This window comes from Salinispora pacifica DSM 45544 (genome assembly GCF_000378845.1).
GTDB lineage: Bacteria > Actinomycetota > Actinomycetes > Mycobacteriales > Micromonosporaceae > Micromonospora > Micromonospora pacifica.
In genome coordinates this window covers 2,452,717-2,479,082 of the sequence record NZ_KB905359.1, presented here as the reverse complement: position 1 = coordinate 2,479,082, position 26,366 = coordinate 2,452,717, and the positions used below count along the sequence as shown (strand labels likewise).

The 26,366-nt window shown below is 67.8% G+C and carries 25 protein-coding genes, 1 pseudogene and 1 riboswitch; of the genes and pseudogenes, 9 read left to right on the top strand and 17 right to left on the bottom strand.

The annotated features are described in order from the left end of the window. Positions 1-83: 83 nt before the first annotated feature. From SALPAC3_RS0111200 to metH, 10 genes are all read right to left on the bottom strand, one after another. A complete protein-coding gene (locus SALPAC3_RS0111200) occupies positions 84-1,055 on the bottom strand; it encodes an ABC transporter substrate-binding protein (protein ID WP_026185460.1) in 972 nt (323 codons plus the stop codon). 20 nt (positions 1,056-1,075) lie between these two features. Next, complete coding sequence (locus SALPAC3_RS0111195) at positions 1,076-1,681, bottom strand: GTP-binding protein (protein ID WP_018221333.1); 606 nt, start codon at positions 1,679-1,681, stop codon at positions 1,076-1,078. Beyond that, on the bottom strand, positions 1,665-2,093 hold the full coding sequence (locus tag SALPAC3_RS0111190) for a DUF742 domain-containing protein (protein ID WP_018221332.1): 429 nt from the start codon (positions 2,091-2,093) through the stop codon (positions 1,665-1,667). The genes SALPAC3_RS0111195 and SALPAC3_RS0111190 overlap by 17 nt, the downstream gene beginning before the upstream one ends. Next, entirely contained in the window at positions 2,090-2,515 is a 426-nt protein-coding gene (locus tag SALPAC3_RS0111185; protein ID WP_018221331.1) for a roadblock/LC7 domain-containing protein, read from the bottom strand. Before SALPAC3_RS0111185 ends, SALPAC3_RS0111190 begins: the two co-directional genes overlap by 4 nt. Continuing rightward, on the bottom strand, positions 2,505-4,982 hold the full coding sequence (locus SALPAC3_RS0111180; protein ID WP_026185459.1) for a sensor histidine kinase: 2,478 nt from the start codon (positions 4,980-4,982) through the stop codon (positions 2,505-2,507). The genes SALPAC3_RS0111185 and SALPAC3_RS0111180 overlap by 11 nt, the downstream gene beginning before the upstream one ends. A gap of 436 nt (positions 4,983-5,418) precedes the next feature. Then, complete coding sequence (locus tag SALPAC3_RS0111175; protein WP_232430490.1) at positions 5,419-5,820, bottom strand: hypothetical protein; 402 nt, start codon at positions 5,818-5,820, stop codon at positions 5,419-5,421. 429 nt (positions 5,821-6,249) lie between these two features. Next, complete coding sequence (locus tag SALPAC3_RS26975; RefSeq protein WP_080635157.1) at positions 6,250-6,510, bottom strand: GNAT family N-acetyltransferase; 261 nt, start codon at positions 6,508-6,510, stop codon at positions 6,250-6,252. 217 nt (positions 6,511-6,727) lie between these two features. Then, positions 6,728-8,017, bottom strand: a complete 1,290-nt coding sequence (locus tag SALPAC3_RS0111165; protein ID WP_018221327.1) for a choice-of-anchor A family protein — start codon at positions 8,015-8,017, stop codon at positions 6,728-6,730. A 184-nt stretch (positions 8,018-8,201) separates the two neighbouring features. After that, on the bottom strand, positions 8,202-8,684 hold the full coding sequence (locus tag SALPAC3_RS0111160) for a hypothetical protein (RefSeq protein ID WP_026185457.1): 483 nt from the start codon (positions 8,682-8,684) through the stop codon (positions 8,202-8,204). A gap of 195 nt (positions 8,685-8,879) precedes the next feature. Continuing rightward, positions 8,880-12,494: a methionine synthase gene (gene metH / locus SALPAC3_RS0111155; RefSeq protein ID WP_080635255.1), complete on the bottom strand. Its 3,615-nt coding sequence runs from the start codon at positions 12,492-12,494 to the stop codon at positions 8,880-8,882. A 26-nt stretch (positions 12,495-12,520) separates the two neighbouring features. Next, positions 12,521-12,597: riboswitch (S-adenosyl-L-homocysteine riboswitch) on the bottom strand. A 464-nt stretch (positions 12,598-13,061) separates the two neighbouring features. On the opposite strand from metH, the gene SALPAC3_RS0111150 reads away from it, so the two are divergent. Further along, positions 13,062-13,667 carry an ArsR/SmtB family transcription factor gene (locus SALPAC3_RS0111150; protein ID WP_018221324.1) on the top strand — a complete coding sequence of 202 codons (606 nt, stop codon included), beginning with the start codon at positions 13,062-13,064 and terminating at the stop codon, positions 13,665-13,667. Then, positions 13,664-14,926, top strand: a complete 1,263-nt coding sequence (locus tag SALPAC3_RS0111145; protein ID WP_018221323.1) for an MFS transporter — start codon at positions 13,664-13,666, stop codon at positions 14,924-14,926. Before SALPAC3_RS0111150 ends, SALPAC3_RS0111145 begins: the two co-directional genes overlap by 4 nt. 149 nt (positions 14,927-15,075) lie before the next feature. On the opposite strand, the gene SALPAC3_RS0111135 is transcribed toward SALPAC3_RS0111145, so the two are convergent. Next, positions 15,076-15,648, bottom strand: a complete 573-nt coding sequence (locus tag SALPAC3_RS0111135; protein ID WP_026185456.1) for a GNAT family N-acetyltransferase — start codon at positions 15,646-15,648, stop codon at positions 15,076-15,078. A gap of 120 nt (positions 15,649-15,768) precedes the next feature. Beyond that, positions 15,769-16,539 carry a hypothetical protein gene (locus SALPAC3_RS0111130; protein WP_026185455.1) on the bottom strand — a complete coding sequence of 257 codons (771 nt, stop codon included), beginning with the start codon at positions 16,537-16,539 and terminating at the stop codon, positions 15,769-15,771. Positions 16,540-16,803: 264 nt separating this feature from the next. Here SALPAC3_RS0111130 and SALPAC3_RS0111125 point away from each other — a divergent pair, with 264 nt between their 5' ends. Both SALPAC3_RS0111125 and SALPAC3_RS0111120 read left to right on the top strand, forming a co-directional pair. Next, entirely contained in the window at positions 16,804-18,003 is a 1,200-nt protein-coding gene (locus tag SALPAC3_RS0111125) for an RtcB family protein (protein WP_026185454.1), read from the top strand. Positions 18,004-18,200: 197 nt separating this feature from the next. Continuing rightward, positions 18,201-18,911: a DUF3626 domain-containing protein gene (locus SALPAC3_RS0111120; protein ID WP_018221318.1), complete on the top strand. Its 711-nt coding sequence runs from the start codon at positions 18,201-18,203 to the stop codon at positions 18,909-18,911. A gap of 72 nt (positions 18,912-18,983) precedes the next feature. Here SALPAC3_RS0111120 and SALPAC3_RS25650 read toward each other — a convergent pair. From SALPAC3_RS25650 to SALPAC3_RS0111095, 5 genes and pseudogenes are all read right to left on the bottom strand, one after another. After that, a pseudogene (locus tag SALPAC3_RS25650) lies at positions 18,984-19,352 on the bottom strand (phosphotransferase); the annotation flags it as partial. After that, complete coding sequence (locus SALPAC3_RS28710) at positions 19,316-19,495, bottom strand: hypothetical protein (protein ID WP_018221316.1); 180 nt, start codon at positions 19,493-19,495, stop codon at positions 19,316-19,318. The gene SALPAC3_RS28710 and the pseudogene SALPAC3_RS25650, both read right to left, overlap by 37 nt. After that, a complete protein-coding gene (locus SALPAC3_RS0111105) occupies positions 19,492-20,265 on the bottom strand; it encodes a class I SAM-dependent methyltransferase (protein ID WP_018221315.1) in 774 nt (257 codons plus the stop codon). Before SALPAC3_RS0111105 ends, SALPAC3_RS28710 begins: the two co-directional genes overlap by 4 nt. 215 nt (positions 20,266-20,480) lie before the next feature. Beyond that, positions 20,481-20,669 (bottom strand): DUF397 domain-containing protein, encoded by a 189-nt coding sequence (locus SALPAC3_RS0111100; RefSeq protein WP_018221314.1) that lies wholly within the window; start codon positions 20,667-20,669, stop codon positions 20,481-20,483. After that, the gene (locus SALPAC3_RS0111095) at positions 20,666-21,478 is read right to left on the bottom strand and encodes a helix-turn-helix domain-containing protein (protein WP_018829229.1); all 813 of its coding nucleotides are present in this window, start codon (positions 21,476-21,478) and stop codon (positions 20,666-20,668) included. The genes SALPAC3_RS0111100 and SALPAC3_RS0111095 overlap by 4 nt, the downstream gene beginning before the upstream one ends. Before the next feature lie 675 nt (positions 21,479-22,153). On the opposite strand from SALPAC3_RS0111095, the gene SALPAC3_RS26965 reads away from it, so the two are divergent. The 5 genes from SALPAC3_RS26965 to SALPAC3_RS0111070 all read left to right on the top strand — a co-directional run bounded on the left by SALPAC3_RS26965 (position 22,154) and on the right by SALPAC3_RS0111070 (position 26,357). Continuing rightward, the gene (locus tag SALPAC3_RS26965; RefSeq protein WP_080635154.1) at positions 22,154-22,594 is read left to right on the top strand and encodes a flavin reductase; all 441 of its coding nucleotides are present in this window, start codon (positions 22,154-22,156) and stop codon (positions 22,592-22,594) included. 43 nt (positions 22,595-22,637) lie between these two features. After that, positions 22,638-23,465: a polysaccharide deacetylase family protein gene (locus SALPAC3_RS0111085; protein WP_018221312.1), complete on the top strand. Its 828-nt coding sequence runs from the start codon at positions 22,638-22,640 to the stop codon at positions 23,463-23,465. Between the two features lie 9 nt (positions 23,466-23,474). Further along, complete coding sequence (locus SALPAC3_RS0111080; RefSeq protein WP_018221311.1) at positions 23,475-24,653, top strand: UDP-N-acetylglucosamine--LPS N-acetylglucosamine transferase; 1,179 nt, start codon at positions 23,475-23,477, stop codon at positions 24,651-24,653. A 61-nt stretch (positions 24,654-24,714) separates the two neighbouring features. Then, positions 24,715-25,218, top strand: coding sequence for an S-ribosylhomocysteine lyase (locus SALPAC3_RS0111075; protein ID WP_018221310.1), 504 nt, complete (start codon positions 24,715-24,717; stop codon positions 25,216-25,218). Positions 25,219-25,328: 110 nt separating this feature from the next. Beyond that, on the top strand, positions 25,329-26,357 hold the full coding sequence (locus SALPAC3_RS0111070) for a hypothetical protein (RefSeq protein ID WP_018221309.1): 1,029 nt from the start codon (positions 25,329-25,331) through the stop codon (positions 26,355-26,357). The last annotated feature ends 9 nt before the right edge of the window (positions 26,358-26,366 follow it).

Here is a 26,366-nt window from a genome sequence, read left to right as displayed (position 1 = left end):
GCGGGCTCTCCGGTCCGGCGGAAGGTCGATGAACTGACCATCGGTCAAGGCCCACGCACAGACACCCGGCCCGGGCGTCCAGCTCAGGTGGCAGGCAGCCAGGACTGCCAGACGTCAGGGTTCGCGTCCAGCCACTTCTTGGCGGCCTCATCTCGGGACAGTTTGTCCTGCCGGATGTAGCGAGCGACCTCGTTCTGATCGTCGTTAGTCCACTGGAAGTTCTTGATCAGGCCCGCGGCCGGGCTACCGGATTCGGCGAACTCCCGGTTGGCGATCTTGTCGAGATCGTACGGCTGGTAGTCACAGGCCACCGTCGCCGGATCGGCGTCGCATCCGGGCGTGTACTCAGGGAGTCTGATGTGCACCAGATCGACCTCGGAGAGGAACCACTGGGGTGCGTAGAAGTACCCGATGACGGCCCGCCGTTCCTCCTCCGCCGCACGGAACGCCTCGATCAACTTGTCCTCACTACCGGTGAAGGTGACCGTGTAGTTCAGCTTCAGGTTTCGGATCAGTGCCTCGTCGTTGGTGACGTAGCTGGGGTCGCCACCGAGCAACTCTCCTTTGCCGCCGGAGCCGGGGGTCCGGAACAGGAAGGTGTAGTCGTTGAGCTTCCGCCAGTCGGTGATGCCCGGGTACCTCTCGGCCAGCCATGGCGGAACATACCAGCCGATGATGCCCTTGTTACCGGTGAGGCCGTGCTCCACGGCGACCCGCTCGTCATCGATGTACTGCTTTTTCAAGTCGTCGTGACCCCAGTTCTCCAGGATCGCGTCGACCTCGCCGGCGGCGAGCAGCTTCCAGGAGTCTTCCTCACTCAGATCCTTCTCGACCACGGTGCAGTTGAGCCGGTTCTTGGCCAGGTAGCTGATGACGGCGAGGTTCGCCTCGTACCCGACCCACGGGTTTACCGCCAGGGTCAAGGTGCCGCAGTCGGTCGCCGTGGGCGGGCCGGGGGCCGCGACTTTGGGCTGAATATCGGACGCACACCCAGCCAGGGCCAGTACGGCCGAGCCGACGAGGGACGTTGCCCTGATCCAAGCTGGTATCCGCATCGCGCGTGTTCCCCTTCTCGTTAGGCTCTGCCGGCGACATCACCGACGGTTGACCGAGCTAGGTGTTGGGTCAGGACCACCTCGGTGAGCGCGGTCAACACCTGCTTGACCGACCCCCGGTCGCGGGCGTCGCAATCCACGATCAGCACGTCGTCCGCCACCCCCAGGGCCTCTCGCACCTCGGTGAGCTCGAACCGGTAGGCCACATCGAAGTTGTTGATCGCCAACAGGAAAGGAACGTTATGATCCTCGAAGTAGTCGATGGCGGGAAAGCAGTCCTCGATGCGACGGGTGTCGACCAGGACAACCGCTCCCAACGCGCCGTCCACGAGGTCGTCCCACAGAAAAGCGAAGCGGTCCTGACCCGGCGTGCCAAATAGGTACATCAGCAGGGACTCATCGAGACTGATTCGGCCGAAGTCCAGGGCCACTGTGGTGGTGGTCTTCGCCGCGACCCCGGTGACGTCGTCGACGCCCACCGACACTTCGGTCATTTCGGCCTCAGTGACCAGGGGTTCGATCTCCGAGATGGCCCCGACGAAGGTGGTCTTGCCGACCCCGAATCCGCCACTGACCACGATCTTCACGGACGTGGGCGCGGACCGATAGCTAGAGGGCGCGGACACGGTCTCTGATCCTCTCAAGCATGGCGAGGGAGAACTCGCCCTCTTCCTCGCGACGCAGGTGGCCCTCGGTGAGGAGGTCGGCGACGAGCACCCGGACCACGCCGAGCGGTACCCGCATCGCCACCGCTAGATCTGCGACACTGGTGGGTCGCTGGCACAGCGTCACGATTCGGTTGGCCTCGAAACGCAGCGGTGCGGAGAGCGCTGCGGGCCGGGCGGAGAGCAGGGTCTCCACCCGCAGCCCGTCCTGCACCGGCCGGGTACGCCCGCCGGTGAGCAGGAACGGACGCACCGCCGCCTCGTCCGCCGGTTCCGCGGCGGGCGGCTGCGGTTCCACGGGAGCTGGCGGCCGCGTGGAGGTCCAGTGTGGGATCATCCGCGGGTCGGGCAGCCGGGGTCCGCTGTCGTTCACCGGGGTAGGACCCGTCTCGACTCGGAGATCAGGGCGGGGGTCAGCATGGCGCCGAACCGCTCAGCGAGGAGCGAGATTTCGTAGCCGACCAGTCCCAGGTCGCATCCGCCTTCGGCGAGCACACCCAGGCAGCTACCGTCACCGATCGTCGATATCAGGAGGAACCCTCGCCTCATCTCGATCATGATCAGCTTTAGTCCATCGAAGTCGTACTTCCGAGAGGCTGTTCGTGCCAGGCTCGACATACTTGACACGATCGCCGCCAACTGGTCCGCGGCCCCCCGGTCCAGTCCCGCCGATGCGGCTATCAACAAGCCGTCGGTGGAAACGGCGACAGCATCCCGGGCCCCGTCGGTATGCCGGACGAACTTAGCCAGCAACCAGTTCAACTGGTGCGGATCGGTCTGGGTGTCAACCGTCACGTGTCCTCCAAGGCTCGGTCGGGGCATCAGTGTCGGAGTCAGTCCCGTGCGCCGGCGGCTCGATCTGACCGCGAAACATTCCAGCGCGCAGTGCGGTTAACCGGTCCCGAATGTTCGTTGGTGAGTCGTCAAGAGCTGGCGGACGTTGTCCCGACTCGGGTGCGGTGACCGCGGGCACCGCTGTGGTCGTCCGCCGCTCCCGCGGCAGGCGTTTGCGCAACCCGTTGGCGGTCCGATCCCCGCTCAGGCCCGCCGGGGGTACCTGGATGGGGGAGGAGCCGGTCGGCTGGTCGATCACCGGCGGGGCCGCGGCGTCGGGCTGAGAACCACCAGTGTCTGGGGTGGTGCCGGCGGATGCCCCCTCGGCGGCGGGCCGACTGGCGACCTGAAGGGGTTGGTAGGACGGGCCCGCGGACACCGCCGCGACCTGTTCGGACGCGATGGCGATCGGCAAGGCCTTCCCGGCCACCGAGCTGTCCTCGCCCCGGTCCGTGCCCGGGGTTGTCAGCACGGCGAGCGGTAGGAGCACCCTGGCGGTTACCCCGGTTACCGGCGAGGGGACCAGTTGGACATCGACCTCCAGGTCCCGGGCGAGTTGGCCCACCACATAATGCCCGAGATACCGGGTGGGGGCCACGAGGAAGTCGCCCTCCCCACGAAGCCGGGCATTCGCCTGAGCTAGCTCCTCGGACGACATCCCAACACCGTGGTCGGTAATGGCGATGAGATACCCCTCGCCGCTGCGGCGACCCTGGATTTCCACGTCGGATTCGGGTGGTGAGAAGGTCAGCCCGTTTTCCACCAACTCGGCGAGTATGTGCGCCACCGCGCTGACATCGGCTCCGACGACCCAGGAATCGTCGATGCGTCGCAACTGCACGCGCCGGTACTCCTCGACCTCGGAGATCGCCGCGCGAATCACATCGGCGACCGGCAGTGGTGCCAGCCCCTGGCGCGGCTTAGGCTTACCCGCACCCACCAGTACCAGCAGGCTCTCCGCGTTGCGGCGCATACGGGTGGCGAGATGATCCAGCTCGAAGAGGTTGGCGAGCCCGGCGGGATCACTCTCCTCCCGTTCTAACGTGGTGATGAACCCGAGCTGGCGCCGCAGCAGATTTTGGTTACGCCGCCCCAGGTTCGCCAGCGATTCGGTGGTACTGCGACGGAGCAGGGCCTGCTCGGCGGCGAGTCGGAAGGCCACAGCCTGCACTTGGTCGAGGGCGCCAGCCACCGATCGGATTTCCGAAGTGGATCCGGCCGGTACCCGGACCGAGTCCGGGGCCACCAGATCACCGTCCTCGTGCCCATCCTGGAGCCGGCTCACCGCGGCTGGCAGCCGGGTTGTCGCCAGGTCGTTGGCCTCCGCGACAAGCGTCGCCAGCGGGCGGGTGATCGACCGCGCGGCCAACACCAGCAAGGCGATCGCGCTGACCAGGAAGAGCAGCACACCGGTGGCGACCACGAGGATGCGCTGGGTCGACTCGTTCTGGCGCTCCGCGGCCCGAGCCTCGATCTCCGCGCCGACGTGCTGCTGAATTCCGCGCATGCCGTCCAGCACGGTGGTGAGGGCCGACCACCATGACTGGGGGTTGACCTGTAACCGACGGCCATCCGCGGAGGTGAGGGCGACCTGCTCGAAGTGGGCAGCCACCCGGGCGGCCCCCGTGTCCAGCACCCAATCGCTGGCGGCCTTCTGACTCGGCGTCGCCTGTCCCGTGAAGTCGACGAGGGCGACGTCCCGAGCAGCACGCATCGCGGCGAACTGGAGGAACTCACCCTCTTCGAATCCACCGGCGGAGAACACCCCGTTGAGGAAGGCCCGCTGTTGGGCGGTGCTCTCCTTGATCCTGTTCAGTGCGGTGAAGGTGGCGACGTGCCGCCGCAGCTCCGGATCGGTGACCTGTTCGAGTCCGAGGTCGACGCGATTCAATGTGGCGATGCGTTCGGTGAAGAACTCGAACGTGGCTGCCCGTCCGGCGCTGCCGTTGTCGGCACCGGAGCGGACCACGGAAAGCCCGTCGAGCTCCCGCAGCGCCAGGTCCACGCGATCGGCAACATCCCCACCGTCGGCGATCGCGGTTTCGACCACCGCCCGCCGCTGGTCCACCCGCTCCCGGGCTGGGCCGATCTCGGAACGAAACCCCACGTTGCCGCCGAGCAGACCGGCGGTGAGACCGCGCTCAGTCTGCAGTTCCTGGGTCAGATCCTGCACGGCGAGGGCGAGCGACACCGAGTCACTGGCCGCCGTGACGGCGCGGTAGCTGGAAGTCTCCACGACCGTTATGTAGCCGAGCAGTAAGACGACTGCCACTACCGGCAGGGCGATGATGCCGACCAACCGGCCACGGATGGTTCCTCCCTGACTCGGGACCACCTGGGCCGAGGAGGATCCGACCGAGGGCTCCGGACTCGGCGAAGCCAACGTGGAGCTCGTCTGCCTGCTGCGCCGATGCCGCACCACCGTCACTACCTGCTCCTTGTCACGCCAGCCGGGCGGCGGCGGGTGAAGACCGTTTCAAACCTATGTGGACACGCGTTTTGGTCGCCGACAACGCCTCCCCGCCCGGTGGTATCGGATCACAGGAAATATGGCGGTACATTCGTCGTCCCGCAACCCTTGGACGGCGGTGACTTGGGCCAGAACCCTACTTCATAGCCCTTTGACCGATCTGGCTCCCGGCTGGATCGCCGATTTCGCGTCCGATCGCACCATCTACCGACGAAGTCTCAAGACCCCGCTTCGCCGTCGCCAGACCACACGGAGCGCTGTTCTCAGGTCACGCTGCGCAGCCGGGGTTGTCGCGGGATGGCCGCCACCATGCTGGGCACCGACAAACACCGAGATGTATCCGCGGTGGCTACGGAAGGGTCCGTCCCACGGCCACGCCCTGGACCGGGATCCCTCATGGATAGTCATCCGGCGCAACAGGTACGTCGCCGGAGCATATGTTCGGCCGATCCTTGGTGACAATGGTGTCGGTGTCGGTGTCGGTGTCGGTGCCGGTGTTCAACACGACAGTGCCGCCTGCTTCGTTGAAGATGCCTCCGCCATCGGTGACAGCGATGTTCTTGACAATCATCGTCGAAAAGAGAATGAGTGTTTCGTTACTGTCGTTGTAGACGCCAGCGCCCTGATCGGCTTGGTTGCCGACGATCTTCGTGCTCTGCACCGTCGTTTGCGCCGAGTTGTATATTCCTCCACCGAGGGACGTTGGGGTGGTGTTGTTCTTGATGAGACTGTCCTCGACGACAACGAAGCTTGGGTCCCCTTTACCTTCGACGAACAGGCCACCTCCCAGGCTCACAGAGGTATTCTCAATGAGGTTGACATGCCGCACCGTCAACTGTCTTCCAATGTCGACTCGGGTGCCGCCACCGCCACCACTAGCGGTATTACCCGCGAGACGGGTACCGGTGACTGTGCCGACCCGCCGGAATTAGACAGCCCCCTGCTCCTGACGTTTGGTGCGCGCTGACCTCGACGTCGAGGACGACGGTGGTGAACGGCACCGTCTGTTCGCGGAAGACGTGCGCAAGGCCTTCGACTGGTATCGGGCGCACCGCGTCCCACTGGACTGGCGCAGAATCTTGACGCACTGCTGACCGAGCGTGGCGTCACTGCTCGGTGGCGCGTCCGGTTTCTCGCCGACGCCGGACGTGGTTACCGCCGGAGTGACCCGACTCCCGACCGACAGAGGGTGGACGACAGCGCTGCCTCTGACCTCCACCGACGGCTACAGCGACGCCGGGTAGCACCAGACGCATGGTCGGAGAATGCGTCGGCGCGAAGCCCAACGCCCGGTAGAGCGACTCACCATCTGGGATGCCTGCAGATACGCTCTCGTAACTCCCCGCTGCTGATGCCAACCGAGGAGCGCCTGCATCCAGGACCGCGAGTAGCCACGCCTACGGCAGTCGCGATCCGTGGCTACATTGAAGACGTGTCCCACATCGCCGCTGGGGTTGTCCGGACCACCCAGACGATGAGGGGACATTCGGTGCGTACCAACGGGAGGTCTGCACCGCGTTCGCTGACGCTGACGCGGAGGTGGCGGAGGCCCGCGAGCGCAACCCGGGTTTGTGCTGCCTGAGTTCCTGACCAGCCTGCCCTGGCTGGTCGGTGCGTCCGCTGCCTGCCTGGACGAGGCCCGCCGCGATTCTCGGCGGGCGGAGGGCCATCGTCCAGGTAGCGGTAGCGGTGCGTCGTTGCGCTCAGCTTTCGGCGTTGCGCCGGCGCCGGTGCGTCAGACCGATTGTGAGCAGGAGGGCGGTGCCGGTTAGCACGGCCAGGCTGCCGGCGAGGAGCATCGACCCGCTGGACGATCCGGTGATTGGTAGGTCGGTCCCGGTCGGGCTTGGCGTGACGGTCGGGGTCGCCGTCGGATCGGCGGTGGGGCTGGCGGTCGGCGTCACCGTCGGGCTGGCCGTCGGGGAACCGCTGTCGCAGGCGAGCGTCGTGCTGAAGGGGTAGTCGTGGATTTCCCCGCCGCGGTGCTCCAGGGTGCGCGCGATGATGCTGCCTTCGGTGTTGCTCTGGTCAAGATCGGTGTAGTCGGCGCGCGGCGCGTAGATCGTTCCTTCGACCGTGGCGCCGCCGGGCGCGAGGGTGAGGGTGGTGGCGGTGGGGAAGTTGAACAGGATGAAGCGGGCTTCGGGCCCGCCGATGCCGGCGAAGTTCGGTGCGGTCCAGGCGAAGGTGTCCCCCACATCGGTGGTGTCGACGTTGACCAACAATGGGCTGCTCGCGGTCGGCTGGTCGGGGAAGGTCAGGACGCCGATGTTGTCCAGATCGGTAGAGTTGATGTTGAGCACGTTGGTGGTGTTCGGGCTCAGGTCGATGACGGCGTTGGTCCCGGGCGGGATGGGGGAGGAGATCGGGTCGCCGTTCGGGCCCCGCAGCACGACGGTGTTCTGGCACGTCGCGAGTTCGGTGGAGTTTGACCGGAAGGTCTGGAACGCCTCCGTGAAGTCAATCACCGAGACCGGGCCGACACTCGGCACCGACTGGTTGGTGACGAGTTCGATCCGGGGTGAGGCGTCGTAGTCGTCGGCCGGCAGGATCCGTGTGTTGGACGGCGCGTTGTTGTTGTCGACATTCCGCACGAAGGTGCCGTTCAGGTTTCCGATCTTGGCGAATCCGCCCTGCAGGACCTGGAGGCGGGTGTTGGGCACACTGTTCACAAAGTCCACCTGCCCGTCCACCACGAGCGCCGTGGGGATGCTCTCGCCGGGGGCGAAGAAGTTTCCGGCGCTCACCACGGCCAACTGGTACTGCGAGAATGCGAGGTTCCCGCCGACGGCCAGCGTCCCCTCGTTCTCCGTGCCGATCAAGGTCGCGTTTCCCTCCGTCATGACCAGGAATCCTTGGGTGGCCTCGACGGGGTCGATCGGGCCGACGGGCGCGGCGCTGACCACGTTGCCCATCATCACGAATGCGGTGGTGGCGGCTACCGCAGCGGTCGCGGTGGCGCGGGTGGTAGTCACCTTCGCGTTCTTGTTCATGGCTTCCCATCACATAGACGACTTCTTGCCCTCTTCAGTGATAATAGGTACGGTATGGGCAATTCGTGCGTCTTGACCTGCCCGGGCCTGTCGAGTCGAGACCGCGTAGCGCCAGATCGGGGCCAGTGCGCCCGACCGCGTCCCCACGGGACTGCCTGCCGGGGTGGAAGTGCGTCGGCTCCGACTAGGTGCTAGCCGGGCCTGATGCCGGCGACGGGAAGTGCCGTCGGGCCGAATTGGTCCTCGACATGGCGTGGGCGAGGACCACGTAGGCCACGGTGGGGCTGAGCACAGCGACCATGCTGCCCAGGCACGCCAGCGTTGTGCCGGCAGCTGACGCGTCGGTTGCTACCGCCACGACGACAACATAGATCGTGGCCAGCGCGGCGGCCACGGCGAACGTAGTCACCAACCTCAGAATGAGGCGCCCATGTTTCGTGGCCGCCTCGCCGACCAGGCCGGCTGGCAAGAACAGCAGCGGCACCAAGATGGCGCCCAGCACGGCAGCAAGCAGCACCGTCATCGGCCCGGCTAGCGGACTACCTAGCGGTGCATTGGTCAGCAGCGCAAGTCCGAACAGCACTGTGTAGGCGGCGGCCGCCTGCGCGACGAACACCCACCAGGCCGCGACCGCACCTAGAAGGTGCCGGACAGTCTGTTTGAGCATGGCGTCTCCCCGTACCACGGCTTCAGCAGTCGCCGAGACCAGCATGTAGACGCTGACCACACTGCCATGACCACAGTGTGGGCTCCGGATCTTCTGGACCTTCCCAGGTCTCCGGCTCCCAGGCCCAGCTGACGCTACGACGTGGCGCTCCCACCCGGCCGGTAAACCACGTGGTCGGTTGGGACGCGGCCGGCGTCAGGACGGTTCATAGGCCAGATTGGGTCGCAGCCACCGCTCGGCCTCGGCGACGCTGATGGCGCGGCGGGCGGCGTAGTCTTCGATCTGGTCCTTGCCGATCCGGCCCACGGTGAAGTACTTCGCCGCCGGGTTGGCAAAGATCAGCCCACTGACGCTGGCTGCCGGCGTCATCGCGCAGGTCTCCGTCAGACCGATGCCGAGCTCGGCGGTCTCCAGCAGGTCGAACAGGTCCCGCTTCTCGCTGTGATCCGGGCTGGCGGGATAGCCGAGCGCCGGTCGGATGCCCCGGAAGCGTTCGGCGTGCAGGTCGGCGAGGTCCGGCGTGGCGTCCGGCTCGAACCAGTCGCGGCGGGCCTTCAGGTGGATGTACTCGGCGAAGGCTTCGGCAAGGCGGTCGGCCAGCGCCTTGACCATGATCGCGCGGTAGTCGTCGTGCTGGGCCTCGTAGTGCGCGGCCAGGGAGTCGGCGCCGTGGATGGTCACGGCGAAGCCACCGAGGTGGTCACCGTCGGGGGCGACGTAGTCGGCCAGGCAGCGGTTGTTCCGGCCGGCCGGTTTCACCGTCTGCTGGCGTAGCATCGGCAGGCGCACCCCGTTGCCGAGGACGATGTCGTCGCCCTCGGAGTGTGCGGGCCAGAAGCCGTAGACGCCTCGGGCCTGGAAGGAGCCGTCCTTCGTGATCTTGTCCAACAGAGTGTTGGCGTCGTCGTAGAGCTCGCGGGCGACCGGCTGATCCAGGATCGCCGGGAACTTGCCCTTGAGCTCCCAGGCCAAGAACAGGAACTGCCAGTCGATCATCTCGCGCAGCTCCGGCAGGGTGGGCTGGACCGTCCGCCAGCCGGTGAAGTTTGGGGTCGGTAGGTCGCTGAAGTCGACCTGCTCGCGGTTGGCGCGGGCCTCAGCCAGGCCGAGCATCGGCTGGGAGCGCCGGTTGGCGTGCGCCTCGCGCAGTTGCTCCTGCTCGACGCGGTTGGTGCGGTCCAACTCGCGGGCCCGACCGTCGTCGAGCAGGTCGGAGACCACGCCGACGACCCGGGACGCGTCGAGCACGTGCACGGTTGTGCCGTCGTACGAGGGGGCGATGCGCACGGCGGTGTGTTGACGCGATGTCGTGGCCCCGCCGATCAGCAGGGGCACCTTGAGACCGCGGCGCTGCATCTCGGCGCCGACGGCGACCATCTCGTCCAGTGATGGCGTGATCAAGCCGGACAGGCCGATGGCGTCGGCGCCCTCGGCGACGGCGGTGTCCAGAATCCGGCCGGCCGGAACCATCACGCCCAGGTCGATGACCTCGTAGTTGTTGCAGCCCAGGACCACGCCGACGATGTTCTTGCCGATGTCGTGCACATCGCCCTTCACGGTCGCCAGTACGACCTTGCCCTGCCCGCGGCCGGGGTCGATCCGGCCCTCCAGGCGAGCCTGCTCCTTCTCGGCTTCCATGAACGGTTCGAGGTAGGCGACCGAGCGCTTCATGACCCGGGCGCTCTTGACCACCTGCGGCAGGAACATCTTGCCGGCGCCGAACAGGTCGCCGACGATCTTCATTCCGTCCATCAGCGGACCCTCGATGACATTGAGGGGTCGGTCGAGGCCCTGCCGGGCCTCCTCCGTGTCCTCTTCGATGAAGTCGACGATGCCGTGCACGAGCGCGTACGACAGCCGCTCGTGCACCGGCGCCTCGCGCCAGGAGAGGTCGACCGCACGCTTCGTGCCGGAACCGGTGACGGTCGACGCGAAGGTGACCAGGCGGTCGGTGGCGTCCGGGCGCCGGTCGAAAATCACGTCCTCGACGAGTTCGATGAGGTCGGCGGGGATGTCGGCGTATACGGCGAGCTGGCCGGCGTTGACGATGCCCATGTCCAACCCGGCACGGACAGCGTGCAACAGGAACGCCGAATGCATCGCCTCGCGAACCACGTCGTTACCCCGGAAGGAGAATGACAGGTTGGAGATGCCGCCGCTGGTGCGGGCACCCGGGCAGCGCGCCTTGATCAGCGGGAGGGCGTCGATGAACGCCTTCGCGTACCCGTTGTGCTCGGCGATGCCGGTGGCGACCGCGAGCACGTTCGGGTCGAAGATAATGTCCTCCGGCGCGAACCCGACCTGCTCGACGAGCAGATCGTAGGCCCGGGCGCAGATGGACACCTTTCGTTCGGTGGTGTCGGCCTGGCCGTCCTCGTCGAAGGCCATCACCACCACGCCGGCACCGTAGTCGTGGATCCGGCGGGCCTGCGCCAGGAACGACTCCGTGCCTTCCTTGAGGCTGATGGAGTTGACCACGGCCTTGCCCTGCACACACTTGAGGCCGGCTTCGAGCACCGTCCACTTCGAGCTGTCAATCACCACCGGGATCCGGGCAACCTCGGGCTCGGTGGCGATAAGATTGAGGAAGGTCGTCATGGCGCGCTCGCTGTCGAGCAGGTCCGCGTCCATGTTGACGTCGAGCAGGTTGGCGCCGCCGCGGACCTGCTCCAGGGCCACGTCGACCGCGCCCTGATAGTTGTCCGACTCGATGAGCCGACGGAACTTGGCCGAGCCGGTGACGTTGGTGCGCTCACCGATCATCACGAACCCGGTGTCCGGTCCGATCGCGAACGGCTCCAGCCCACTGAACCGGGTGGCTTCCGGCTGGGCGGCAACCGTCCGTGGCGGGATGCCGGCCACGGCGTCGGCGATCCGGGCGATGTGCTCCGGTGAGGTGCCGCAGCAGCCACCGGCGATGTTGAGCAAGCCGGATGCGGCAAACTCGCCGAGCAGGCCGGCGGTTTCCTCCGGCGTTTGGTCGTAGCCGCCGAAAGCGTTCGGCAGACCGGCGTTGGGGTGACACGCCACATAGCTCTTGGCGATCTTGGAAAGCTCCTCGATATGCGGGCGCATCTCGGCCGCACCCAGCGAGCAGTTCACGCCGACGACCAGCGGATCGGCCCGCTCTATCGAGCGCCAGAATGCCTCCACGGTCTGCCCCGACAGCGTCCGGCCGCTGAGATCAACGATGGTCACGGAAATCCACAGCGGCAGCTGCGGCGCGACCTCACGAGCTGCGGCGATCGCCGCTTTCGCGTTCAACGTGTCGAAGATCGTCTCGATCAGCAGGAGGTCGACACCGCCCTCGGCCAGGGCCGAGATCTGCTCCGCGTACGCCGCGCGCACCTCGTCGAAGTCGACGGCGCGATACGCCGGGTCCTCGACCCGCGGCGACAGCGACAGCGTCACGTTCAGCGGCCCGATCGAGCCGGCCACGAATCGGCCACCGAACTCGTCCGCCGCCTGCCGGGCCAGCCGCGCACCCTGAACGTTCATCTCACGAACCAGTGACTGGAGCCCGTAGTCGGCCTGGCCGATGCTCGTCGCCGTGAAGGTATTGGTCGTGGTGATATCGGCGCCGGCGGCCAGATACTGCCGGTGTACGTCCAGAATGACGTCGGGCCGGGTGAGGTTGAGCAGGTCGGGATCGCCATTGACGTCCTGCGGATGGTCGACGATCAGGTCGCCTCGATAGTCCGCGGCGGTGAGCTTCGCGGCCTGCAGCATCGTGCCCCAGGCGCCGTCCAGTACCAGAACCCGCTGCGACATCAGCTGCCGTAGCGACGATGCCGTGCTCTTCTGGCTCAGTAACGCGCTCAAGCAGCCGCCTCCAAAGCTCGGAGGCGCCCTTGTTTTAACAAATCAGGGCCGAGCGTGGCGGGCTCTGCCCGTCGCAGCGCCTCTCGACCCGAGCCAGATAGTACCCGATCCGCGTGCCGGGGCGTCCCCCATGAAGCGTCGGCATCTGACTGCTGCGGTCACGAGCCAAGCCCGATCGGTGACGAGCGCCGCCCTTCGCGGGCGAGGCGGCGGAGCGAGTCGACGCCGATGGTGAGCACGTAGCTGGACTCCGTCACGGGTAGGGGAACCAGCGCGGCAGCGCCAGCGCAGCCGACACCCCCGCCGGCTCGCGGCCGCACCGGGTCCGGGTCGGGAAGCTACGGCTCCCGTGAAGCCCGGGGGACATCAATGGCCCCATCAAACCCGGTGCGGGACAGGACGGCACCGCCGTCGAAAAGGCACACCTCGCCGAGCTGACCGGAAGCACCATAGGCGGATAAAACGGTCAATTGGAATCGGTTGGACCGGGAGTGGATCCGTCTGACTTGAGGCTGAACCCGTCCAGCTCTTGACCGCTGGACAACTTGGGAACTAATGTTCCGGAACATGTCTTCCACAATTCGAGCGGTAACCACGCTGGAGGGCCTGCGGGCGTTGGCCCATCCGACCCGCCTGGCTCTCCTCGACCTGCTTCGGGTACGGGACACGCTGACGGCGAGTGAAGGTGCCACGCTGCTCGGCCTCACCCCGAAGACCTGCTCCTACCACCTGCGCATCCTCGCCGCGCAGGGCCTGGTCGAGCCGGCTGTGGTGGAGGGGGCCAGCCTTCGGGAGCGCCACTGGCGACGGGCGACCCCGGAGACCGACGTGCCCTTGGCGGACGTGCCGACGGATGACCCAGAAACGGGAAAGGCGCAGGAGCAGTTCATGCGCGTCCGGCTGCACCGGGACCAGGCCCTGTTGCAGGAGTTCGTGGCCACGCACGACGAGCGCCACGCCGGGTGGAACACGTCGGTGACGATGCACAGCCGCACCGCGCTGATGTCGCCCGCCGAACTGTCCGCCTGGGGGCAGGAGGTGGAGTCGATCACCCGGGAGCATGTGCGCCGCGCCGAACTGGCGTCCTCGGAGGCACAGGAGCCCGTCCGACTGATCCTCTACGGGTTCCCGCAAACCATGCCCGGGGGAAGGCAGTCGTGAGCACCGCCCCGGACCAGACCTCCGCGCCGCCGGTGGCCGACCCCGTCGGAGTGCGTCGGTACCTCGTGGTGGTCTCGCACCCGACGATTCGGTGGGCGTTCCCCGGCTCGCTGATCGCACGCCTCACCCAGACCATGGTCCCGCTCGCGTTGCTCCTGTTCGCCCAAGAACACCTCGGTGGGTTGGGGGCAGGGGGCGCGGTCGTGGCCGTCTATGCGGTTACCGCGAGCCTCGGCTTCGTCGTCATCGGCCGAATGGTCGACCGCCGGGGACCGTACGTGCTGGTGATCGCGGCGGTGATCAATGCGGCGGGCATCATCGCCCTCGTCGTGGTGCCCGCGCCGTTCATCTGGCCGCTCGCAGCGGTCGCTGGCGTGTCGACCCCGCCGCTGGGTGCGGCTATCCGCTCCGTGTTCATCCACAGCTTCGGCAAGCCGAGCGAGCGGGCCAGCGCCCTGAGCCTGGACACGATCGGCACGGAGGTCATGTTCATCGGGGGTCCCGCGCTCGTCGCCGCACTGGTGGTAGTGGCTTCGCCCATGACGGCGTTGCTTATCGCTGTCGTCGTGGGTCTGGTGGGCGCCGGGCTGTTCGCCGCCACAGCGGGTTGGTCGAAGGGTGAGCAGATTCGGGCGACCACCCGACACCGCAGGTTGTTGGACCGCGGGTTGTTGGCCCTCGCTCCCCTACTGCTCATCGTGGCGCTGCAGATGGCGGCGGTCGGGTTCATCGAGGTCGGGATCATCGCCCGGGCCATCGAACTCGGGTCGACGTCCGCAGCGGGAGTGTTGTTGGCGGTCTGGGCAGCCGGGAGCGTGGCGGGAGGGCTCGCGTTCGGCACTCGGGACTGGCCCGGAGGTATCCGGCGGCAGTGCGGAGTCCTACTGGGCCTGACCGGCCTCGGATTCTGCACCCTGTTGACGGGTCAGAACCTCGCGGTCCTCTATCCCCTGATGTTCCTGGCCGGACTCGCGATCTCACCGGCGGCGACCACACTGGCCACGATCTGCGGTCTCCTCGCGCCCGCGCACTGCCGGACCGAGGCGTTCACGTGGCTCGCTTCCGCGACCGGTCTCGGCGGCGCCGGCGGCTACGCTCTCGGCGGCGTGCTGGTCAGCCAGACCAACGCCGGCACGGCCTTTCTCGTCGCTGCGGCGATTCCGGTGCTCGCGGTCGCGCTGGTCCTGACCCTGCCGGCCCGGCGCCTGTCGGGTGTGACCGGCGGTGGCGCCGAAGACGGCGCGCTTCTACATCGATAGTTCGGCCCGGTGCCGGTACAGCAACGCTCCGTTGAGCCGGCGGTCGAGGCGCTCTGGCGGAGCGGTCGGCAGCGGTTGCTCCACCTCGGTCACCGGGGTCACCTTCGGTTGCGGGGATGGCATCGACGAAAGCTCTCAGCTCCGGGCGGCTACCGGTCGTGGTCGAGACGGGAGTGGAGGTGCATGTCGTGCCAGCCATCGGTGTGGCGAGCCTCGCCCCGTTTCGTGCCTTCCATCGTGAAGCCGGCGTACTGCGCGACCCGGCAGGACGCGGTGTTCACCGTCGAGTGGCAGAGTTCGACGCGGTGGAGCCGGAGGGTGGTGAAGGACCAGGTGGTGACCGCGGACAACGCGCGGGGGGCGACCCGGCGGCCGCGCGCCTCCGGCAGCACCCAGTACGACACCTCTGCCAAGCCCTCGGCCAGGTCCACCCGGCGCAGGCTGATCTGCCCTACGACGTGTCCCGCAGCCAGCACGGCCCAACCGGCGCCGGTCTCCCCGCTCCACCGGCCGGGCCAGGCGGCTATCCAGTCATCAGCTTCATCGTCGGTCATCGAGCGGCAGTGCCAGCGTTGGATGGCCGGGTCGGCGTAGCCAGCCACGACGGTACGCCGATCTGACGGCTGCCAGGGGCGAAGCAGTAGGTCCTGCGCGGTGAGCTCGGGTTGCGTCAGCGCCGCCATCGAGCCGCGCGGCAGTGCGGGTGAGGCAAGGATCGGCACAGATCGACTGTAGAGGCACAGCGCCCGCCCGGGCTTGGTGCCACCCGCGCGGCGGTCGGAGAGCCCGGTCAGCTTTCGCTGATTTCTGGCCCAGCCGGGCATCTCATCGCCGGTCAAGCGCTAGACGCCGGGCCGCGGCACCCACCAGTCGCCGAGGGCTCTATGCAGGATCGAGACGACGGCGATGTGCAAGATTGCCAGGACTAGGCCGATCGCGAAGCCGAGAGCGCCGCGGTCTCGCCGTTCGCCGCTGCCGGAGGGGGCGGCATGAGGGGCCGAACGTGCCCACGGATGCTCCCGGACCAACCAGAACAACAAGCCGAGACCCAGCGGTGTTAGGTAGATCAGCCAAAACCAGAACCATCGAGTGCCCCGGCGCGGCGGTGGACCGGCGATCACGACGCCAAGAATGACCACGGCGAGAAGGAAGGTTATCCCGGCCGTGATGGATGCCCCCTGGGGCAGGATGCCGCCTCGCTGCTCGATCCCGGCGGCGCGTAGCTGCCGCGCGATGCCGGCGGCTCCAGGCCCGGAGTAGCCGTCATCGTCGATGGATGCCTCCACCTGCGTGAAAGTGGTGGTGTCGGTCCAGCACCACCGACCATCGGAGGTTTTCCACGCGAAGTATGACCCGCGCTGGCTGGAGCTCTGTCGCAGACCGGGAGTTTCGAACCAACGTCCCGCGTCGGTGCTGTTCCAGTGGTCGCCCCACTGAAAGGCCGTCACGCGGCCGGCAGCGGCATCGGCATGCGCCCTTTCGTAGCTCTGCTCTCGGGGAGTCGTCCACCAGGCGGCGACCGCCGCCACCAGCCACAGTAGGACCAGGGCGAGCCGCAGCGCACTCCACCATCGGAGGCTCCGGTCCACCGTACTGATGACAGGTGACTCCATGAGCAAATTGTCGCAGGACGTAGCCAGTTGCTGTTGCCGGCAGAAAGTCGTCACCACCTGAACTCGGTGGTCAGTGCGGTGACACCCGGCCTCGTCGGATCGGCACTGGTCGCCAGGGCAGGTTGAGCCCCAATAATCCGGTGATCTCGACGGTTGTCTTCGCGATACTGGGCTGACGAGGTCGAGACCGTTGTGGCCGAGCACGAGGGCGTACCCCGGTGTTCGGTAGACCTGTGCAACGCAAACCATCAGGAAGTGCAGATCATGACGTACGCCGTGCTGCCCGCCACCCGGGCTCCGGTTCGGGTGTGGACCGACCCGTACAGCATCGAACCGCAGGCCGCTCAGCAGCTCCGCAACATCGGCACCCTGCCCTGGGTGCAGGGCGTCGCCGTGATGCCCGACGTGCATTTCGGTAAGGGCGCCACCGTCGGCTCGGTCATCGCGATGCGGCAGGCCGTCTCGCCGGCCGCGGTTGGCGTCGACATCGGCTGCGGCATGTCGGCGGTTCGGACCTCGCTGACCGCGGCTGACCTGCCGGACGACCTCGCGGGGCTGCGGCACGCCATCGAGGACGCGATTCCGGTCGGCTTCGCCCAGCGCAAGAAGGCGGTGAACCCGCGTCGGATCTGGGGGCTGGCGCAGGCGGGATGGGACGACTTCTGGCGGCGCTTCACCGACCTGCACGCCGGGGTCGCCCGGCTGGAAGGCCGAGCGATGAACCAGATGGGAACCCTCGGCGGCGGAAACCACTTCATCGAGGTCTGCCTGGAGCAGGGTGGCGTGGATGCGGGCCGGGTGTGGTTGATGCTGCACTCCGGCTCCCGGAACATCGGCAAGGAGCTGGCGGAGCGGCACATGGCCATCGCCCGGAGGCTGCCGCACAACGCCGCCCTGCCCGACCGTGACCTGGCGGTCTTCCTCGCCGGGACGGCGGAGATGGACGCCTACCGGCGGGACCTGTGGTGGGCGCAGGAGTACGCGCGGCGTAACCGTGCGGTCATGCTCGCGCTGCTCTGCACCGTGGTCCGGGACCGGTTCCCGCAGGTGAGCTACGACGAGCCGATCAGCTGCCACCACAACTATGTCGCCGAGGAGACCTACGACGGTGTGGAGGTGTTGGTCACCCGCAAGGGCGCCATCCGGGCCGGGGCGGGAGAGCTGGGCATCATCCCCGGATCGATGGGGACCGGTTCCTACATCGTGCGGGGTAAGGGCAACGAGGCGGCGTACTGCTCCGCGTCGCACGGCGCGGGCCGGCGGATGTCCCGGGGGCAGGCCAAGCGGAGCTTCACCACCGATGATCTGGCGGCGCAGACCGCCGGGGTGGAGTGCCGCAAGGATGCCGGGGTCGTGGACGAGATTCCCGGCGCGTACAAGGACATCGAGGCCGTGCTGGAGCAGCAGACCGATCTGGTCGAGGTGGTCGCGCACCTCAAGCAGGTGGTGTGCGTAAAGGGGTAGGCCGCACCAGCGACCAACCGGACAATGGACGGGTGGATGAAAGGGTGTTTTCGGAAGCTAACCTGCACTCTGCCTGTTCGCAGGCTTTGCGCTACGTGGCAACCCGGTCCGCGGGGCCCCCGGTCGACGCGTCTCTGCGGATCACGCTGAACTTTCATCCTGACCGGATGGTCGCTGACAGCCCTATCCTCGGCAGGATGGTGGCGGACGGGGTTTACCTATCTCAGTTTGTCACCGGCACCAGCAACGGTGGGCTCACCGCCCATCCCGGTGGCGACCGGTGGCGCTGGGAACAGCGGATGTTCGGCGGCGCCTATGACGCCATACCCGTCCAGCATCGACCGGTTTACGGTGGGCTGAACTCCCGCCGTAAACCGGTCGGTGCCGCACCCCGATTCGGCTCTGCTCACCTGCGGCTGACGGCGTCCACGCTCAGCCGGGCGACCTTCTGCTACCCGGACAGCCACCTCGAGCCAACCATGTTCGGCGTGGCCGAACGCATGTCGCTGGTCGACCTGGCTCACGCCGACCAGCGGGACGAACTGGACGACTACGTCGAGGCGCAGGTGCACGGTGCGGTCCGGCTGGACCGTGATGTCGAGGCCCTCGTACTGGATTCCTGCTATCGCGGCACCGACGTCGAGAGTGCAGCCCGTCGCCTGCCCTGCCGGCTGGAGTGGCATCCGGGATTCCGGCTCTCCGTAGCCGAGCTCCGTCGGCATCCGGAGTACCGTGGCCCGCGCTACGTGGAACTCGGTGCCGCTCTCGCCGTCCAGGGGTACCTCACCCCACGCATCATCGGGGACGCCGTTCGTACCGGTTGCTACCACCCGCAGGATCTCAAGCGCGTCTGGCACTACCTCGCCCGTTTCGGCAGCCCCGCCACGCCGTCCCGCGTCCCTGGCTGAGGTTTGCGCCTGGGCAGCCCGCCTACCGGGGCGGGCGGGCCGTGCCACCGAAACCGCGGGGAGGCCGGCCCGTTACCGCCCGGTCTGGTGGTAGCGGCGCTCAAGAAGTGCGATGAGGGTGGCTCGTTCGGCCGCGACGCCTTCCGCGAGGCGAGCCGCGGCCTGTACCGCCAGCCAGGATCCCGACTGCGGTGGCGGCCGCACCGAGCCGGCCCGGTAGGCGCGGGTGTAGCGGCGGGCGAACACGGACCGGCTGCTGCTGATCAGCGTACGAGCCACCCGCGATGTCTCCGGTAGCGGAGCGGAGTAGCGCAGAAGCAGCTTCGTCCGGGCATGGTCGGCTGCTGGGGCGCCGCGCGTCGCGTTGGGCCAGTCGATGACCGCGGCTCGACCATCGGTGAGCATCAGGTTGCCGGGGTGGTAGTCCCCGTGGCAGGAGCGATGCCGGGCCCGGCCAGCGCGGTCAGTGCTCTCGCCTCGGCGCGGTGTCCGAGCAGCCCGGGCCGGTACAGCTTGATGACCGCGTCGTCGCACCACCTGTGTACGTCCGCCTCCCGTCCGGCACCGATCTTGGCTCCGATCATTTTTGGGCCCTTCGGCGGGGTGCGCGGCTGGCCTCGATCAGGGTCCTGGTGGAGCGCGCGACGAATGTGCCGTGGGCGCGGATGTGGGCGTCGAGCCGTTCGAGTCGGGCGCGGTGCCGCTCCACGGTGAAGTCGGGCACCCACCAGGCGCACTTGCGCAGGGTGTAGACGACCGCGCCGATGTCGAAGAACTCCATCCGGCAGCGGGCGGTGCGCAGCTCCACGATCTCCAGCCCGGCGCGCCGCGCGGCGGCGACCTCCCGGTGTGGGTCACGAGCGAAACGCTCGTGGGGCACGGGGCCGCGAAAGTACTCGATGAGTTCGAACGCGGAGGCGGGCCCGACATGCTGGGCGAGGTAGCTGCCGCCGTCCTGGAGCACCCGGGCGATCTCGGACCAGTCGGGGCGGACGGGGTGGCGGCTGGTTACCAGCGGGAAGCTGGCATCGGCAAAGGGCAACGATCGTCCCGGTTCTACCGCGACGACCGCGACGCCGCGGGGCTGTAGCAGTGCTCGGGCGCGCTCCACGTTCGGTGGCCAGCCCTCGGTGACCACCATCCGGGGCGCCAGCCGGGGCAGCTCGGCGAGGACTTCACCACCGCCGGTGTCGATATCCAGTGCCGCGGGGGAGTGGGGTAGCCGGGACGCGAGCAGACGTGAGTAGCGCCAGGGCGGTCGCTGCTCGGTCGCCCGGCCGTCGAGCCAGTCGAAGCTCCACCCGGACACGTCCGCCGCTGCTGCCTCGTCAACCAGTTCCTGGAAGGCACGCACCTCCGAATTTTGACCGTGCCGTCAACCGGTTTGACCTTTCAGGGCCGACCGAGGCCGATGACCGTGTTCACGAACGGGTGTTCGCGGCCCGCTCACCAGCCGAGCACGGCCGGGCTCGAAGCCGTTGTCGGCTGTCTGGAGGGTGATACCTGACGTCGAGGACCGGGCATGCGCAAGCCCCCCAGCGCGCCAGCACCGGGGGGCTCAAGTTCTTCTCAGCGCCGGGCGTGCGTAACGAACGCCTGCCACGCCTCCGGACCGAACACCAGCGACGGCCCGGTTGGGTCCTTGCTGTCACGGACGCCGACGACGCCGGGAAGGTTGTCGGCCACCTCCACGCAGTCCCCGTTTCCGCCACCGGAACTCCGGGTGGATTTGCGCCACGTGGCGCCGTCGAGGTTCATTGCTGTTCCTTCCGTAGTTCCCGCGTCACCGACGCGGCGGCTTTCTTTGACTCTACCGGGCTCAGGGCTGAAGCTCGGAGGTGATCGAAAGCCAAGGTGTATCGCCCCACGTCGCGGGCGGCGTCGACCGGGGTGTCCCCGGTCAGCGCCTCGCGGAACGCGATCGTGGGGTACTCCGCAAATTCCATGATCGTGAAGGCGCCGCTCAGCCCGGAGTGCCATCCGATGTTTGATGGCAGTACCTGCACCGTCACTCCTGGTGGCGGGCTGGCCACTCGCTCAAGCTGCCCTGCAAGCACCTCTGAGGACCCGACTTGACGGTGTAGTAGCGATTCGTCAAGGACGACCCACAAGCTCAGCCCGTCGTTCTCGATCCGCTGCTGACGTTGCATTCGAGCCGCCACCAGTCGATCCACCTCCTCGGGCTCCGTTCGTACGGGGTCTGCCGCGAACAGCGCCCGAGCGTACGCCTCGGTTTGGAGCAGCCCGGGGAAGACTCCCAAGGACCAAATCTTCAAGGATGTGGCGTCGTTCTCGAATCCAATGTAGGACCCGAGGGAGCCGGTGATGACGTCCCGGTACGACTCCCACCAACCCCGCTCTCGTCCGGCGCGGGCAAGCTGCCAGTGCCGATCTTGTTCGTCCGGGTCGGTGACGCCGTACAGGTTGAGCATCAGCATCAGATCCCCTTTGGATACCGGGGATACGGCATTCTCGATCCGACTGACCTTCGGCTGGCTGCTGGCAAGGTGCTCCGCGACCTGGGCTGTGCTTAGCTCGGCCGCCTCTCGAAGCGCCCGGAGCATCATCCCGAGCCGTCGACCAGCCATGTTGCCTGGTTGGTACCGCCGTGAGTTGGCCATGCATCGCATCGTACTCACGCGGACGCGAATCCAGATACCCCGAAGGTGAGCACGATTAGTATCGCGTGGGATTGCATTGTCGTGTGTGCATGATGCACGATGGACTCGACGTGGCACCCCATATGCAACCCGTATAGGTCGCCGGATCCCCAGCCCTGCAGGAGGAGACATGCGCCCCAGTCGTTGGTTCCGCCGCCAGAGGAGGAACTCGCCGCGCTCCGCGATCGCACCGCAGCAGAGGAACAACGTCCCGTACCCCGTGACGGTGCAGCGCGCTAGGCCGGTCAACTTGCCGGCATGGATGACCCAGCCCACCCTCGCCGACCCCCGGCCCGGCCGCGTCGGTTGGCTCACCCCGGCGCAGCAGTGGCGAGCCAACGGAGGCCGCTGGTGACCGCGCACCAGCCGCCTGCCCGAAGCGCCGACAGGCAAGACTGAGATGGCATCGGTGGTTGTCGTTGCTATTGCCGTCGTCGTTGGGCTCGCCGTTGGCGTGGTCCTGGGCCTGGTGACCAAAAGCCGTTCGGGTAGTTGGTGCCCCAGGTGTGGTGACCTCAAGCGCTGCCTACGTGACCACGACACGCGTGGGAGCCGGTCGTGGTGAGAAAGGCACACGACCCCATGCGCCCGCTCTGGCGGTGCCGGGCCTGCGGCGCCGACTGGCCCTGCCAGCCCGCCCGGCTCGCGTTGTTGGATGAGTATCGCGGCAGGAGGTCAGCCCTGCTGGCCCACCAGGGCAAGCTCCTGGCCGAGGCATCTGATCAGCTATCCCGGCTCAACGGCACCAGGCCGGACCTCAGGGAGAGGTTTGTCGACTGGTGCTGGCGGGCGGAACCCGACCACCCCACAACCAGCGCCTTCGAGCCGGGAGACCTGGACCTGGACCTGGTGTTTCGCGGAATCGAAACGATCATCCGTAGCCACTGGGAAGGGCGGACCTGCCCCCGGTGCGCGAACAAGGGTTGCCCGCATCTCGACTGGGCCGACGGCTGGCTGGCCCGCCTACGACGATCACCGCAAGGCCGCCCAGACGAAAGCCGTGCTCCGTTCCGAAGCGGGTAGCGGGGTCCGAAGCGGGTATCGGAACGCCGTGGCAGGTGGCGTCGTGGCAGGTGGCGTCCGGGTCGGGGGGCCCGAACTTCGGCGTTGGTTGGCGGGGACGGCCGCCGTCGCCGCGGGCGGGGCGGTGGTGCACGCGCTGCCGGTGGTCACCGCCAGCGGAGCGCTGCGGCGCCGGTATTGGCCTCGGCTGGCGGGGGTGGGTGCGGCCACCCGGATCGCGTTGACCTTCGACGACGGGCCACGCCGTGCCTCCACCACCCGGTTTCTGCGGGCGTTGGAGCATGCCGAGCTGCGGGCGACGTTCTTTCTGCTCGGCACGCTGCTCGACCGTGATCCGGGACTCGGTCGGGAAATGGCGGCGGCCGGGCATGAGCTCGCGGTGCACGGATGGGAGCACCGGAACCTGCTGTGCCGATCACCTGCCGCGACCTACGCTGATATTGCCCGCGCTCGGGATACCGTCGCGGCGGTCACCGGAGCCGAGCCGTTGTGGTACCGGCCCCCATACGGGGTACTGACGCTGCCGGCGCTGCTGGCTTGCCGGCGGCTGGGCCTGACCCCCCGCCTCTGGACCGCCTGGGGACGCGACTGGGACGTGACACGGTCTCCGGCGTCGATCTGGGCAACCATCGTGAAGGATCTCGACGGTGGCGGCACGCTGTTGCTACATGATTCGGATCATGCGTCCAGCCCGGGTGCCTGGCGAGGTGCCCTGGCTGTCCTGCCTCGCCTCGTGAGCTGGGCCCAGGAGCGGGAGCTGACCATCGGGACGCTCGGCGCACACGAGGAGACCGAGGCGGCCCGGGAGCCCGGGGCATGGCGCCCACCGGTCCGGGCACGACCGGGGCATGGCGACGTACCGGGTGGGTAACCACAGCCGGTGAAGCCACGGCCGGGCGGGAGAGGTCCGCGCGGCGGTACGTCCCCGATTGGTGCCGGTCGCGACGACCTCGACGGCCGCCAGGGCCAGCTGCGGATCCTGGTCGTCTCCGCCGACATCGGCGCGGGCCACGACGCCGCCGCGGCCGAACTCGCCGCCCGGCTCGCCGGCGACGGAGTCGTCGTGGAGCAGCTTAACTTCTTCGCGGCCCTGCCCCGGCCGCTGCACCGGCTCGTCCGGGAGGGCTACCGCACCATGCTCCAGCGGTTTCCCTGGAGCTACGACGCGCTCTTCCGGTTTACCGACCGGTCGTCGTCGATGGTCCGGGCGTTCCGGGCCGCGCTGCGGGCGGCCGTACCGCGGATGCTGTCGCGGATATCGGCGGACACCTGCCTGGTGGTGACGACACACCCGTTCGCCAACCAGCTACTCGGCCCGATGCGCGGCACGGGGCAGCTCACCGTGCCGGTGCTCAGCTACGTCACGGATTTCGTCGTCCACCCGATCTGGATCTCGCCGGGGGTCGACACCTACTGCGTCGTTCACGACGGGACACAGCGGCAGGCGGCGGCGCGTGGGGCAGCTGATGTCCGGGTGGTCGATCCGCTGATCTCCGCCGAGTTCGCCGCGTCGGCGACGGCCTGCCAGCGTACGGCTCGGGCCCGTTTCGGCCTGCCCGAGCAGGAGCGGCTGGCCTTGATCGTCGCCGGCTCCTGGGGGGTGGGCGACGTGGCCCGTACCGCTCGGGATGTGCTCGCCGCCGGCTGCGTCACCCCCGTCGTGGCGTGTGGGCGCAACGTCCGGCTGCGCCAGCGCCTGAGTGCCTTTCCCGGACACGTCCTGGGCTGGGTCGAGGACATGCCCACGCTGATGCGGGCGGTTGATGTGGTGGTGGAGAACGCCGGCGGGCTCACCTTTCAGCAGTCGCTGGCCGGTGGGCTACCCACCGTCACCTATCGGCCGATTTCTGGGCATGGTCGGGCCAATGCGGAGCTGCTCGCCGAGGCGGGGCTCACCACCTATGTCACGACCGCTGCCGAGCTGGCGCCGGTGCTGACGGAGCTGACCGGCGCGGCGGCCAGCCCGGCTCTTCCCGTTGGCAGCGCCACCGACATGGCCAGTTTGATTTCGGAGGTGGTCCGGAGCGGCGACCGGCTTGACCGGAAGCGGGCAGCATGAGCGCGCATTCCTCCTAGGCTGAGGGCGAGTCCGCCTTGGGAGTGACCTAGGAGTCCTGGCTATGCCGCAGTCACACGATTTGGATCATCGGTACGTGGTGCCGCCCTACCTGCGGATCGTCAACGAGCAGACGGTGCCCGGCACGAGCCAGCCGGTCGCGCTCTGGGACTTCCGGGTGGCGCAGCCGAACGCGTCCCAGGTGCCGGGCCCGGTCATGCACACACTTGAACACTTTCTCGGCACCTACGTACGGCAACATCACCCTACGATCATGAACGTCGCGCCGATGGGCTGCATGACCGGCTTGTACGTCTGGACGGTGGGCCCGTGGAGCTTCGACGATCTGGCGGAGGTCATCGCCGCCGGCCTGCGCTCCATCGAGGACGCCACCGAGGTGCCGCTCGCGAACGCTATCCAATGTGGCTCGGCGGAGTACCACGCCTTGGTGGGCGCGCAGGAACTCGCCGCACAGCTGCTCGCGAAGCGGGATCAGTGGGGGGATCCGGGTCCGGACGCCCATGAGGTGAGCGCGGCAGACCTGCGGGAACTCGCAGCGGGCCAGTGAGCCGACACCTTGGTGGTAACGGGGGAGGAACGGCCCGCAAGAAGGCGAGAATGATTCTACTTTTGTCCCTGGCGGGTCCGGCGGTCGTGCCCGCCGGTTGAGGGGGACGAATGATTCGCCGTCGGTTCATCGCCTGCGGGCTGCTGCCGGTCGCCACCGGACTGAGCCTGCTCGCGCCCGCCACACCGAGTCTGGCGCAGCGCCAACCCGGGGCGGACAGCCCACCGGCCCGGGAGGCGGTTGACGCTTCCTCGACCGAGCGGCTCGAGATCCGGGCACCCCGCGAGTTCAGCGGCATCGCCTGGCTCACCACCGAGGAGAGCGACGGGGTGGTGCAGGAGGTCTTCCTGGTCTGCCACGACACCCGGGACAACGATGCGGAGCGCGACCTGCCGCGACTCTCGATCGTGCGGACGCCCGTCGACCCGAACGGCATCGTCGTTGACGAACTCGATGTCGACTTCCCCGGTCGTGGGGTGCCGAATGATCTCGAAAGCATCGCCCGCCTGCCCGGCCGGAACGCGGCCCTGCTGGCGGAGAGCAACGCCGACGGTGTCGACCCCAACCCCACGATCTATCTCGCCCGGTGGGACCGGGACCTTAACGTCGAGATCGTGAGCGCGGTGCCGTGGCCCGAGACGCCCGAGCCGCTGGTGAACGTCGAGGCGACGGCCGTGGCGACGATCCGCGGAGAGGACTACTTCGTCTACGCCGAGCGGGCGGAGGGTCGGGACACCACCTTCATCCACATGACTCGCCTGAGGGTGTCCGAGGACGGCGAGATCCAGTTCGGTCGGCGGTGGACTTCGGTTCCCTTCACGGCACCCGAACCACCGGATGGACGACCCGCCTCGGGCATGGACATCGACCGGTGGGGCAACGTCTACGTCTCGTCCGCGTACGACCCGGGTGACCTCGGCCCCTTTGACAGCGCGGTGTATCGCGCGGCGACGGTCCGGGAGGAGGGACGCAGCGGCGTGCGGCTGCGTCCGGTCGAGCCACCCCAGCAACTGGCGCGCAGCTCGGGCCTCAAAATCGAAGGCGTGGGACTGGTCGCCGGCTCACTTCCGATCTTCATCGGAGACGACGACGAGGACTACGGTGGCCTGCTGCGTCAACTGCGGGTGACTTTCGAGTAGGCCGGCTTC

Coding starts and splice junctions, on each gene's coding strand:
- SALPAC3_RS0111200 (WP_026185460.1), bottom strand. CDS start 1,055: ATGCGGATACCAGCTTGGATCAGGGCAACGTCCCTCGTCGGCTCGGCC.
- SALPAC3_RS26975 (WP_080635157.1), bottom strand. CDS start 6,510: ATGTCCCCTCATCGTCTGGGTGGTCCGGACAACCCCAGCGGCGATGTG.
- SALPAC3_RS0111165 (WP_018221327.1), bottom strand. CDS start 8,017: ATGAACAAGAACGCGAAGGTGACTACCACCCGCGCCACCGCGACCGCT.
- SALPAC3_RS0111160 (WP_026185457.1), bottom strand. CDS start 8,684: ATGCTCAAACAGACTGTCCGGCACCTTCTAGGTGCGGTCGCGGCCTGG.
- SALPAC3_RS0111150 (WP_018221324.1), top strand. CDS start 13,062: ATGTTCCGGAACATGTCTTCCACAATTCGAGCGGTAACCACGCTGGAG.
- SALPAC3_RS0111130 (WP_026185455.1), bottom strand. CDS start 16,539: ATGGAGTCACCTGTCATCAGTACGGTGGACCGGAGCCTCCGATGGTGG.
- SALPAC3_RS0111125 (WP_026185454.1), top strand. CDS start 16,804: ATGACGTACGCCGTGCTGCCCGCCACCCGGGCTCCGGTTCGGGTGTGG.
- SALPAC3_RS0111120 (WP_018221318.1), top strand. CDS start 18,201: ATGGTGGCGGACGGGGTTTACCTATCTCAGTTTGTCACCGGCACCAGC.
- SALPAC3_RS28710 (WP_018221316.1), bottom strand. CDS start 19,495: ATGATCGGAGCCAAGATCGGTGCCGGACGGGAGGCGGACGTACACAGG.
- SALPAC3_RS0111100 (WP_018221314.1), bottom strand. CDS start 20,669: ATGAACCTCGACGGCGCCACGTGGCGCAAATCCACCCGGAGTTCCGGT.
- SALPAC3_RS0111095 (WP_018829229.1), bottom strand. CDS start 21,478: ATGATGCTCCGGGCGCTTCGAGAGGCGGCCGAGCTAAGCACAGCCCAG.
- SALPAC3_RS26965 (WP_080635154.1), top strand. CDS start 22,154: ATGCGCCCGCTCTGGCGGTGCCGGGCCTGCGGCGCCGACTGGCCCTGC.
- SALPAC3_RS0111075 (WP_018221310.1), top strand. CDS start 24,715: ATGCCGCAGTCACACGATTTGGATCATCGGTACGTGGTGCCGCCCTAC.
- SALPAC3_RS0111070 (WP_018221309.1), top strand. CDS start 25,329: ATGATTCGCCGTCGGTTCATCGCCTGCGGGCTGCTGCCGGTCGCCACC.